The organism is Bacteroides sp. AF20-13LB, assembly GCF_003603065.1.
In the GTDB taxonomy this organism is placed as follows: domain Bacteria; phylum Bacteroidota; class Bacteroidia; order Bacteroidales; family Bacteroidaceae; genus Bacteroides; species Bacteroides uniformis.
The window spans coordinates 1468-14835 of sequence record NZ_QTMH01000028.1; the positions used below are offsets into that span (position 1 = coordinate 1468).

8 protein-coding genes and 2 pseudogenes are annotated in these 13368 nt (G+C 35.9%); all 10 read left to right on the forward strand.

Going from position 1 to position 13368, the window contains the following annotated elements:
- Positions 1-243, forward strand: a pseudogene (locus DWX62_RS22415) (hypothetical protein); the annotation flags it as partial.
- 299 nt (positions 244-542) lie between these two features.
- Complete coding sequence (locus DWX62_RS21205; RefSeq protein WP_004311519.1) at positions 543-1484, forward strand: hypothetical protein; 942 nt, start codon at positions 543-545, stop codon at positions 1482-1484.
- 2791 nt (positions 1485-4275) lie between these two features.
- Complete coding sequence (locus DWX62_RS21215) at positions 4276-4860, forward strand: pilus assembly protein N-terminal domain-containing protein (protein WP_004318691.1); 585 nt, start codon at positions 4276-4278, stop codon at positions 4858-4860.
- A gap of 151 nt (positions 4861-5011) precedes the next feature.
- Positions 5012-5449: a copper resistance protein NlpE gene (locus tag DWX62_RS21220; protein ID WP_004318689.1), complete on the forward strand. Its 438-nt coding sequence runs from the start codon at positions 5012-5014 to the stop codon at positions 5447-5449.
- A gap of 84 nt (positions 5450-5533) precedes the next feature.
- Positions 5534-6853 (forward strand): hypothetical protein, encoded by a 1320-nt coding sequence (locus tag DWX62_RS21225; RefSeq protein ID WP_004311515.1) that lies wholly within the window; start codon positions 5534-5536, stop codon positions 6851-6853.
- Between the two features lie 204 nt (positions 6854-7057).
- Positions 7058-7357: pseudogene (locus tag DWX62_RS22095) on the forward strand (hypothetical protein); the annotation flags it as partial.
- 286 nt (positions 7358-7643) lie between these two features.
- Positions 7644-8009 (forward strand): hypothetical protein, encoded by a 366-nt coding sequence (locus DWX62_RS22420; protein WP_008017067.1) that lies wholly within the window; start codon positions 7644-7646, stop codon positions 8007-8009.
- 73 nt (positions 8010-8082) lie between these two features.
- Positions 8083-10422 (forward strand): TonB-dependent receptor, encoded by a 2340-nt coding sequence (locus DWX62_RS21240; RefSeq protein WP_004318683.1) that lies wholly within the window; start codon positions 8083-8085, stop codon positions 10420-10422.
- A gap of 35 nt (positions 10423-10457) precedes the next feature.
- A complete protein-coding gene (locus tag DWX62_RS21245) occupies positions 10458-11474 on the forward strand; it encodes a hypothetical protein (RefSeq protein WP_004313753.1) in 1017 nt (338 codons plus the stop codon).
- 399 nt (positions 11475-11873) lie between these two features.
- Entirely contained in the window at positions 11874-13061 is a 1188-nt protein-coding gene (locus tag DWX62_RS21250) for a clostripain-related cysteine peptidase (RefSeq protein ID WP_008771494.1), read from the forward strand.
- The last annotated feature ends 307 nt before the right edge of the window (positions 13062-13368 follow it).

Below are 13368 nucleotides of genomic sequence, written 5' to 3' on the forward strand. Positions count from 1 at the left end.
GAAAAAATCGTAAACACTTGTCATGACAATGCCATGTACAAGCTCAAGGAAGATTTTCCGACCATGAAAACTTCTGACACCAGGCTGTTATGCTATATTTTTGTAGGATTCTCACCACAAGTAATTAGCTTATTCATGAAGGATACGGTGGCTAACGTATATGCTCGAAAATCACGGCTCAAATCACGTATCAAATCTGCAAAAATAGTAAATAAAGAACTGTTTTTAAATCTTTTGGGATAAAACGGTACATTATTTACGGTAATATATTTTTGACAGGTAAAGGCGCATTTCAGTAATTATATGGATAAAACAAGGAATATGCTTGGCGAGATGAAATAACTATACACAATCCATCTTATAAGTTGTGATCAAGAAAAACAATATCAAAACAGATTTGAACAGTCTTCTTAAAAAGGCAAACAATCTACTTTTGCTTATATATTTGGAGAAGTAGCTAATTTGAAACATAATGCTTTAAATATATCTGACGGATACAATTCAGGAACAGATAACAGTTTATTTTTTTATTATATAAGAACATGCAAAAAAAGAATTTATTCGGAATACTTATTTTAATTGCTTATTTCGCTTCCTGTAATCAAATACATAAAACCCACTATGAGAATGGATGGTATCACATCCTATCACAGCAAAAAGACAGTATTGCTAAAGAGTCTATTGTAACAGTAAAAGATTTTGTTTCGTTACGAATGGATTCTGATGAAAATGGGACATGCGTAATTGTGGGGCAAATAAGCAAGCATAAACTAAAAAAATGGGCAAAAGAAACAGAAAAGGCAATTGGCAAACATATAGCTTTTGTACTTGACGATACGGTAATCACAAATCCAAAGGTGAATGCAAGAATTGAAAACGGTGTTTTTCAAATATCGTTACCTCATGGCTACGATTTAAAAAACATATATAATAAAATTAGGAAAGAGAAAATAGATTCTATTGAAAGTATATTCAAAGGTTGGGAGAAAGATTCCATCTATTACTCATCCAAAGAGAAAGCCGATTCAATTGTGTTTGCGATAGACTACTGGGAGGCTTCTGAATGGGTGGATATGTCGGTCAATCCCGAAGATCATTATTGGTGGGGAGATTTAGATACTGCCACCTACAGCAAATTAGAATCTGCCTTATGCGAAGAAATTGCCAAGCCAAATTTCAGCAGCCGTGCAGAAGATTATATGAAGTTGGATACATATAAGAGGTACAAGGCGTATCTTTGCGAAAATGCAGACTATATTAATCTTATGTTTCAAGGTTTCTTGTTTACAGAACCGGCTACCGGACTATGCGGGTTTCTAGTGGATGATATAGTGAGAAGCCGATATCCCACTGCCCCAAGTATTCGGGTAATGACCTTAAAGATAGATAACCAAGATGACGAGATGTTCGCCAAGTTGAAATATCAGAAAGCTATTTGGCGGTTGATGAATAAAGAAAGAGATGCGAAGAGTAACAAGCAATGAGAATGGTAGCTATGAGTAATTTGAAAAACAAAGTATTAACAGCAATGGGTATCATAAAATACTCATTTGGTTTCTGACGATTATTCCTGTCGGTATTCCTTTATGTGCTATTATTGGGCTTATGTATGGTATTAAAAATAAAGATACAATATTTACCAAATGCTCTGCCGTAGCTTTATTTGTTGGAATAGCTTGTATTGTTTATACTCTATTAGTTATAAAATCTACGTAGATTGAAATATTTACCAAATATGTGAATAAAAGATTATCAATAAATATAGGGAAACAAACCAAAGGTGTATGGATATAAATAAGGTTATTAATGATGTCTTCAAAATTGTACTAAATATTTTATTTGTATTTACAAAGAGTTATTTGACAACATAGCACCGCAAATCGCTGAAATTTGCACGGTTGCTAATTCGTTACCTCTATTTCTCAAATACTCTGCTAAAAGTTTATTCTTCAATCGGTTAAATCCAACCGATGAAAATCTAAAATAAAAATACACGATAAAGATATAAAAGAAATCGTGTTTTGTTTAGGTAGATTTTACACCGCTCGATATGCTTAAAAATTATCGTCAAAGTTGTAACGAATAAATCAGCAGCTTCCATACTCTGTTCACTTTCTTGGGAATAACCCAACAGATGCTTGACATCCTCTCCTTTTTTTTGGGGGGGGGTAAAAGTTATTTTTTTCTCCTGAAAATAAAATGGCCTTGGTAGTCTTGAAGTCCTATATCAACTTTTCATATTCATAACTGATTAAATATTTAACTAGTAATATTCGTTACCAGTTATTTAGTGGTGTTCAGATTGCCCCTCTTCATTCACTAACCAATCCTAAATCGTTAATGTGATTCGTCAGTAATTAGCAAATTTCCTTAATATTTAGTCCCTCCAGACTATTATTAAGGCAAGAAAAAACAAATCCGTTTAATTCGGAGGCAAAGTCAACAGTATACAGATAGATGAAATCTCCTTTATAGAACATATCTCCTTTACGGCTTTTAACGAAGTAATACATTTGAAAGACTGTATTCATTTACAACAACTGATCAAAGTTAGGATTAAGGTACTTGCTGCGGATTCAAGCTACACTAATAATATCAATTTAAAAAGTTTTACAAAACACTTCTTTAAGTACAAGGTCTGAGCTATCTAAATTGCTCCATTTCGTAAGATTTGATGGTCAGAACTCAGCCATGAAAGTGCTACCAGATTGAAAGGAAGTTTTAAAATGTAGAAATAATATTATTTACAGACCAGAATAAAAAGCCAGAAACAGGGAAGTGGAAATATTTTGGATTTTCTTTGGAGTACATACGTTCAATGCGGTATGTATGATTGAAAAGGTCACGAAGAAAAAAAAAGAACGGCAGCATAATCTGACTAAAATAAGAGGAGAGAGTGGGTGAACTTCACCTAAAAATGAGGTATATAATGCATGGATGGAAAAAATAGGAATATGTAAATGATATTCTATAAAAAATGGAAGACTGGGGCTTTTCGAAAAAATGAAGAGAAAAAAAATTATATAAAGTGTTTTTTTTATTAACTTATAGGAAAGAACATCTTATGAAAGAGAATCAATTTATTTTTCAAATCATTCGTATTTGTTTGTGTCATAAAAAGTCTTAAAACAAAGTTTATTTGAATATTAGATACTCATTATATCTTTGTGCCTTCAAACAAAGAGTACATTAAATCAGAACAAACAGCCGTTTGCACGAGCATTGAATTTAACTTTATAATAAATCTAGCTGTGTGGTGAGAGATGAGACTGCTAGCGAGATAATCTATTTATTAGAACTTAAGTGCCCCTATTGCATGAGTGAATGTTCAAGAGTATGGCCTGAATGATATCAAATGAGTACAGAAAGCGACTCGAAACGATATGGAAGATAGCTATATGATACCCTCTAAAAGTAAATCTATCAAGAGACGTCAGACGTTTATGACAATGTTTTTTTAACAATACGATGTCACAACACATAGCTTTTGTAGATGAGTTATTTTAAGATAATATTGGTGACAACAACCGACTTTTGTATGGTACCTCATTTCAATATCCTTAAGTTCGTCAGTATCCCCTCGGAAAACGTTTTGTCGTGGACTTGCGAGTACCTATCTCTTGCTGTTCAAGAAATCTTGTGCTATAGAAGATTTATTGTGTATGGTTTGAACACACGTTTTTGATCATCCACAATTATAGTTGAGTGATACCACCTTCAACTTGTAAAAAGAATGTTCCGTTTGTTGGATAAAATACTTTTTGAATTGGCCATCCTTTCTTGATTTTTATAGAATATGCTAAAAATACATTCAATTTTTACTTTGAATGGCTCATTCACTAATTAAGAATAATATTATAGGGAATATATGGTATTTGTGAAATATCATAAAAAGGGTCTTTTTCAAACACTGTTAGGGATACTGTAACAGTCGGTGTTATAATAGTGTATCACTCTATTATGAAGATTGACCATATAATCAGAATTAGCAATGTGAAACATATTTTTTTAAGTTTGATATTGGAATAATATTGTTTTTTTTATGCTTTTCGAACAGATGTTAGTTCAATGTGAGATAAAATAATGTTTCATAACACTAAGGTGTTGATTGTTAGATGTATATGAATTGAGGTGTTAGATTTTTAAAATCATTTTATAATTCAAATACAATTTCGCTTTATTATTTTTGCTGGCAAAGAAAAAGTAAGAAAAATCTGACTTTTTTATTTATGAGTACTCATTAGCATTTTATCTATTAATTTAAATTTATCAAAAATGAAAACTAAACCTTTTTTAAAATCGATGGCATTAGTGATTTGTTGCTTAACTTCTTTTGTATTGGTATCATGTGATAAGGATGATGATAAGCCCAATTTAAAAATCAGTCCTAATAAAGTAGAAGTTGCAGTTGGTAAAACGGTTACTGTGTCTGTTAGTAATGGTACTGCACCATATACGACGAAATCAAGTGATGCAAAAATCGCAGTTGCGAAATCAGATAAAAATGCGATTGTAATTACCGGTGTAAAAGATGGTTCAGCAATGATAACTATTACGGACCGGAAGGGAGTTACAGGAAAAGTTGCTGTAACTGTAAGAACTGTAAAAGAGACCCCAAAAACTCCAAAAGGACTGGATTTTGATAAACAATCTATTACTGTGAGTGTTGGAAAAGATGGTATAGTAACAGTAAAAGGTGGTGCACAGCCATATTCTGCCGTTGCGAAAGATGTCAATATTGCTACGGTATCAGTCAAGGAAAATAAAGTCAACATAAGAGGAGTTAAGGCAGGAAAAACTACTATTACAGTTACAGATAAGGATAAGAAAACGGGAACTATCAATGTGACGGTTAAATAGTTTTCTTTTTTTTCTAATTTTATTGTAATGCATAGCGAGTGAGACGAAGATAATTTCGTTATATACTGCTATGCATTTACAATAAGTCTTTGTATATAATGATCTTGCGAGTTATAATTAACCTCAAATTATATGTTAAATATTTTAAATTATGAAATTGATTAAATTGCATTTATTGGTAGCAGCCATGATAATAGTAACATCAGGCTGTGTTGGATCTGGGAAGAAATATAAACAACAAGAAAATAGTGCTGCCGGAGTAGTGGATAGCAAAAACAAAGATTGTTATGGCACCTATGAAGGCATATTACCTTGTGCCGACTGTGGTGGCATCAAAACGACATTGAAAATTAATAGTGATGCAACTTATGATTTGCGGAGTGAGTATCTGGGTGAGGAGAATGGTATTTTTGAAGAGAGCGGTGTATATAATATGATAGGCGAAAACATCATTGAACTGGTTACTCCTTCATCGGGTGCCAAAACATATTATAAAGTTCTCGACGACGCAGTGGTCTTGTCTGACAGTACGGAAATCTTCAACAATAGCGGGCGGCTCGCAGCACAATATATATTGAAAAGACAGTAATGTTTATGTGTGATAGGACATGTGATTTGTTTAAGGTAGGAAATTTTAACACAAAAAAGGTGCCTATTATTTCTTGTCTGTATAATGTTATTAGTTGCTTGTGGTGAGAATGATCCGATTGAATCCCGGAATCGACATCCCAGGCAACAGGAAGAATCTCATAGTGAACAATCCGGATCAGTTCCCGCTGTGGCTAAAGAGGATGTTGCAGCTTATTTTAGATTTGATATGTCTAGAGATATAAATGTTGCGTTAGGACTTGTTGAAGCACAGAAAGAGACGCTGCAGATAAACGGGAAAATGATAAAAATAACTGAGGCTGTAGTGAAAAGGAAAGATTATCAAAAAGGCTCATTTGTGCTATATGTTACAGGCACGGTAAATGGTTCACCTTTTAAGAATGAATTCACTTTTACCGGCTTTGTGAGCAAACCTGACGATTATCAAATGGTTAATGGTGCACAAGCTGAGTGGAAAGCAAATGCTGATTATTATGCAAAGCTTGATTTTGATAGCTTTTACAGATTACATAAAGTGAACATGTTTACAATTGAGAATTTAGGCCGGTTAGTGGACTTTTATTCTATAAATGTAGGGGGAGAAAAATATCTTTTTACTCTGGAAGATCTTGAGAAGACGGTTCTTGAAGATATAAAATATGAGCAAAATCAGCTTTCTTTCTATCTTAGGTACAATAATAGTAGGTCTAAAAAAAGAATATCACTTCTGTTTGACAAGAATAAATATTATGAAGGAAAGGTTACTGTAAATACAGATTTTATAAAACAGAAGTATATGAGAGGGATATATGAAAATCCATCTCTATTTAATGGTCACATTTTTTCATATGATGAAAGTGCGTATGCTGTGGAAATCAGTACAACTCTGAAAGAAAAAAGCGACACAGGCAACATGCTTACACTACATTTAAGCATGTATGCAAAGGGTAATGGTGGCTTGTTGCTTGCAGAATTTGATAAAATATTCACCGGTTTTAAACCCTTAAGTGAATTGAAGAATGAGTTGATAGCCTACTCAACACCGGATTTGCATGAGTTTGTGAAAAATAAACTTAAGAATAGTAATTATGGTGATGTGAAAAATAAGTTTTCCAATTCTATAGATAGATGGATACAGTATGTGGAATTTGTAATTAAGGATCATGATTCATTGCAATGGGAAAAGAATAAATGGAGCAAGAACGTCTTGAATGGTCTCTTTTCTTCTGTAAAGGATATATATTTGGATAATGTAAGATTTGAACTTAACTCCGCCCAATTAAAGGAGATTGGCGGAAAGCGTTTTTTGTATATTGTTTTTCAAATGATTGGTGCTAATGATTTGGTATTGACGAGTGACGCTATTCTTTTTAATATGTCCATACACATACCTTCTTCGTTATAAAATGATTTGTGACAAATTGATCCGGTCCAATATTGTGTTTATATTTAAATTGAAATTCACAATGATATCTAAGACAAAAATATTCCTTTTTTTTCTTGCAAGAGCTTTATTTATTAATGCACAACAATAAGAAAAAAAGAGGAAGTAAAAAATGATTCCGTTTACTAACTTCAGGAGGGTAGTAGTAGCCTCTCTCGACCAATAAATATAAAAAAATCTTTCTATTGGAATGAAGACAAGATAAAAGCTGGCATATCTGTACAAGGAAATTGGCGTAACCAAAACTTTCCAGGTACACTTCCGCAAAGAAAGAATATGGTAACCGGAACATTTGAACGCGATTTCGACATCAATCCTTTCTCTTATGCTTTGGGAATGAGCCGTACTTTGCGTCCTCGAAATATCAACGTGAACTGAAGTATTATCGTAACAATTGGACACCGTTCAATTTTAAACGAATTTAAAAACAATTATATGAGAATCGAAGTACTTGATTTTAAAATAATAATGCTCATCGGTCAAAACTTATCAAGAGATCATTACTGAATATTTTCTGGGAGAAGAATCATTTTGGTTTTAGGGGGCATCTTACACAGGCCCTCCAATATGAACAGGAATAAAAATAGGAAGATTTATTATAGCCTGTTATCATACAGCCGGTAACGATGTGTCGATTTATTTGATTCCCATATCAAAATAATCGGGACAATATATTTAATCGTACTTGATCGTAAAATCATCATTTATAGGTATTGCGTACAATTATGCAATCTGCTATCTTTACAATCTAATGGATAATGCAAGAAAAAAGCGGAAATACAGAGCCATAGTGGCATGCTTATTGTTGCTGACTATGATGCCTTTCTTCTTTGTGAAAGCCTTTCATGTTCACAAAGAAGATTTATGTATATCTCATGATGAGCAACAATCTTCCCATCATGATTCTGCCGATAAATGTGCTATCTGCCTGTTCACTTTATCTTCATTTACCGAAGCCGAGAGCTTTGAGTACAATTGCGTTCAGACAGAGAACCCCGTTGAATATCTTATCCAAAAGGAGAAGGACATTACTGTTACTTTTCCCCTATTGTCTCTCCGCGCTCCTCCTGTCCAACTATTACAATCCCTCTCATGGGTTGCATGCATTATAAGATGACATGTGAAAGAGGGATGCTGTGCCCTTTGGTTATCTTAAACAATTTATAACTTCATTACAATTTTCGTAAAGTATGACATTTCATGCATATTTCCAATATGTGTGTCTATTCATTGTCTGGCTGTGTGCAATATCTCCTACAAGGATGTATGCACAGAAATACCGACAGCAATCAGATACACATAGGACACTGTTGGTTGTAGATAAGGAAACCGGACGTCCGATTGAAGGAGCTTACATCTTATTGGAGAATCAACCCCTTGCCAGTTCAACCGGAGGAAGAATCATTATCCCTTGGAAGACAAATTCCAAGGATACAGTTCTTGTACAGAGTTTGGGCTACAAATCTCAATATATATATTTGAGTGAGGCATTCAAAAAGGTGAATATTCAAACAGTATATCTTTATCCGGAGATAAAAATTCTGGAAGAAGTCATTATTACCGGTGAGTGCTCCGGAGTGACTCGGAATACGGTAAGCAACAACCTTACTTCCTTCGCAATCAATCGCGCATTGGGAACTTCTCTCACCTCTCTGCTTGAACAGGTCAGTGGCGTAAGTTCCATCAGTACGGGGACGACAGTTGCCAAACCTGTCATCCAAGGAATGTATGGCAACCGGATATTAATCATAAACAATGGTTCCCGCCAGACAGGCCAACAATGGGGAGTTGATCATGCTCCTGAAGTGGATATGAACGGAAACGCTTCCATTCGGGTGATAAAAGGTTCTGACGCGGTACGATATGGTTCAGAAGCTTTGGGAGGAATTATTGTCATGGAACAGGCTCCCTTACCCTTCCGGAAGAAGGCCTTGAAAGGAAAGACTTCCATACTTTATGGAAGTAATGGTCACCGTTATGTGCTGACCGGACAGTTGGAAGGCACTTTCCCTTTTCTCCGTGACCTTGCCTGGCGAGTACAGGGGACATATTCAAATTCCGGAGACCGTTCCACCGCAAACTATCTTCTAAATAACACTGGAGCCAGAGAACATCATACCTCCGCTTTACTCGGCTATGACCGTGGACGTTTAAGAATAGAAGGATTCTACAGTCACTTTTACAACCGGACGGGAGTAATGTTCAGTGCCCAGATGGGAAGTGAAGATCTGCTGGCAGAACGTATCCGATTGGGACGTCCCCTGTACACAGATCCTTTCACGCGAAGTATCGCATACCCATATCAAAAAGTTACCCATCAGACAGCCATTGGTAAAATGAAGTTCAGTATGCGGAACGCAGGAAATCTTTACTGGCAAAGTTCCTGGCAGAAGGACGACCGACAGGAAAACCGCATCCGGCGTCTGGGTTCCGACATTCCAGCTGTTTCCCTGCACTTAAACTCATTACAAAACTCTCTCTGCTGGAAATTGAATTATAATTCATGGCAAACAGAGGTTGGGGGACAAATTATGTTCATTGATAATCACAGTCAGGCAGGAACAGGTATTGTTCCCGTTATTCCCAACTATACGGAGACACAGATGGGAATATATGGTATCGGGAAGTATAATTACAGTAAAGGAGGAATTGAAGCAGGTATTCGTTTTGACGGACAGGAAACCCGTGCCAGTGGTTATGACTGGACAGGAAGTCTCTATGGAGGAACAAGAAAGTTCAATAACGTATCATACAGTCTGGGAGGTCATCATCATTTCTCTGACCAATGGAAGCTCACCACTAATTTCGGGCTGGCCTGGAGAGCTCCTCACGTGTATGAATTATATAGCAACGGAAATGAACTCGGATCCGGAATGTTTGTCAAAGGAGATTCTACCATGCACTCCGAAAGGAGCTATAAATGGATATCTTCCATCAGTTACAGCAATAAGGTATTCAGTGCCCGAATGGACGGTTACCTGCAATGGATAAGCGGCTATATCTATGATGAACCGAAGAAAGAAACCATCACTGTTATTTCGGGGGTATACCCTGTATTCCAATACAAACAGACCCCGGCTTTCTTTCGCGGAATGGATTTTGACTTTCACTTCATGCCCATAAATTCATGGGATTATCACCTGATTGCTTCTTTTATACGGGCAAATGAACAGACGACAGGAAATTACCTTCCTTATATCCCCTCTTCCCGTTTCAGCCATGACCTCTCATGGCTTCACGAAACCAAATCGCATTCCAAATTACGTTTGAGTATCAGACATCGATTCGTGGCAAAACAGACCCGGTTTGACTCGAATACGGATCTTATTCCCTATACCCCTCCGGCATACCACCTCTTGGGGTTCGCTGCTAGCTTTGAGTGTCCTGTAAAATACGGATACAAACTACAATTCATGATAGCGGCAGACAATATCTTGAACAAAGAATATAAAGAATACACTAACCGTTCACGCTACTATGCACATGACATGGGATCTGATGTACGTTGTGTAGTGAACTGGAGTTTTTGATTTATAACAATTATTATTAACCAAATAAATAAAAAATGAAAACAAATGTATGTAAAATCGCATTGATGTTCCTGATAGGAACAGCTCTTTCGTTGTTGTTCAATTCATGCAGTAAAGATCCTGTAATTCCTGAAAATGAGACAGATAATAAATTGCATGAAGATCCTTCCAAAATGACTATCCGTCTTGTGGAATGTCACCTGCATGCAGACTGGAATGAAATACAGAAAGTCGGTGGACCTCACCAGAATCCGGAATCTCCGGCCAAGCACATGAAACGTATTCAGGAAATAACTTATGAGCTGAAAGCCGGCAAGGGTTGGAGGCTTGCCGAAGGCAGTCAAAGCAAGTTCTACGTGCAGAAAAATGGAGACTACTATACTTATGGGAAATACACCCCGGCTCCCGTTTATTTGATGTTCATCTATTACTATAACGCCAAAGGAGATTTGATGAACAGCCAGTTTATAGAAAACGGGCAGGATAATATTCATCAACATTTCTTCACGCCTGAAAATGTAAAACCCACATTTGACGGTCAGCCGGAAGCCGATGACAATGAACCGCAGAAATTGGTGGATTATCTTTATGTGGACACTACCCCCTGGGACAAGACCAAACATAGCAAGGAAGCTGAAATAACAGGAGACAGTAACCCGATAGGTTTGAAAGGAGTTATCCGTTTTTTGAAAGACCGTAAGGAATTCGACCTGAAAATTCGTCTTTATCACGGCTACAAATCCAAGGGCAATCCGGAAACAGGTACTTTTGATCCGTTCTATAAACCTTCCGGAATATTGATCCAGCGTGGTACATGGGATATCAACCTAAACATTCCGGTAGTGGTGTTCTGGAGCCGTGAAGAGACTGTGGGGGTAGACGAAGACACGAACCCCGAAGGGGTGGAAGAAGACGGGCTTGATGAAAAAAGTAATCGTGCCATACATTCAATTATGGGAACCTTCAATCTTACATGGAAAGAAGCGCTTGAAGAGTTTATAATTTACACTTATAAGTCAGGGGATGTGGAAGCCGGAGCGATTTGGCTTTGAAAATCGGTTTGGACTGCCATAAGTAACCATAAAACTGCCTGTTGTGACATTGGTGCCGGTATTGTTTCAACAGGCAGTTGTTCCTGTTAAACCGTTTCATCTTTTTTTGCAAGAATGAAACGGAAACAAGTGCCATTCGGCAGTGCCTCCAATGAGAACTGCCATAGGGCATTGAAAAGAAAATCATCTCGTGTTATAAACGATTAAATTCATGCTGTTTATTAGAATATTCAATATATTGTGAGATAATGAGTCATAATATTGTAAGATTATAAGAGGATTTGATTCTATGAATATCAGGAAATGGTTATTTACAATTCACATTTAAGATAAAATAGAGATTTTACAATGGAAGGCTATAATAAAAAAGTAATAATGAGTTATTGGACAATTTGCAGGATGAAAACAACGAAAAAAATCTACGTAAAGGTTAGCATTATCTTTTTATTGGGAGGAATTTTACTTTTTTCTTCATGCGAGAAGGAGGAAAATCAAAAGATAGAAGCCAACCGGAAAACATTATTCATGTATTTGCCATGGTCCTCAAATTTGACGAACTATTTTTATAATAACATATCTGACCTGGAAAAATGTATAACGAAAATAGGGCTGAACAATGAGAAAGTAATTGTTTTTATTTCTACCGGTAGTACGGAGGCCATGATGTTTGAAATTGTGTCTTCTCACGGGAGATGTAAACGTGAAATACTTAAAAAATATAAGTCTCCGCCTTTTACGACAATCGATGGGATAACAGCAATTTTAAATGATGTAAAGGCATTTGCTCCGGCTTCTGTTTATACCATGATTATAGGATGTCACGGTATGGGATGGCTTCCTGTTTATGAGATGAAAGTGCGTTCCGCACCTCACATGAAAATGCATTGGGAATATCAGGGTGTTCCATTGACACGTTATTTTGGAGGACTGACCGCCGAATACCAAACAGATATAAAATCTCTAGCCTCCGGTATTGCTAATGCAGGCATGAAAATGGAATATATTCTATTTGATGACTGTTATATGTCATCTATAGAGGTTGCCTATGAATTAAAGGATGTTACAAAATATTTGATTGGTTCTACCAGTGAGATGATGGCATACGGAATGCCTTATGCCGCTATTGGGGAATATTTACTGGGGAATCCCGATTATCAATCGGGATGTGAAGAATTTTACAATTTTTATTCAACCTATGAAATAATGCCTTGTGGGACATTAGCAGTAACGGACTGTTCAGAACTGGAGAATATGGCAGCCATCATAAAAAGTATCAATAGTAAATATTCTTTTGACAAATCCCTGAGGGGAACAATCCAACGTTTAGATGGTTATACTCCTGTAATATTTTATGATTTTGCAGATTATATAACCTCACTCTGTAACGATCCTATATTATTAAACCAATTTAGAGAGCAGCTAAATCATCTTGTTCCATATAAAACCCATACAAAAAATTTCTACACTATGGCCAAAGGTATTATTCCTATCAATACATTTTCCGGTATAACAACATCCGATCCGAGTGACAATCCTATGACTGTGCTGAAAGAAAATACATTATGGTATAAAGCAGCGCATAATTAAAGTTGATAATAAGATGAAGAATACTAAACTCCCAAGCCTGCATATTTTATAACTTTTTGGTTATTGTCTGTTTTTGGAAATGGTATATATAGGAATTGAGAACTATCATGCAGGGAATCATGCAAAAAAAGTATTTATGGTTTCTGTTGAGATACAAAGAATGTAATAATAATTATATTTCTTCTAATAAAAGCTTTCCGCATCGAAATGTGTTTGTTACTCCTAATATTCGCAATATGAAATATAAAATTATAATTGGACTATCAGCTATTCTCTATTTTACAGGTTGTTATAACAGGGAACAGAC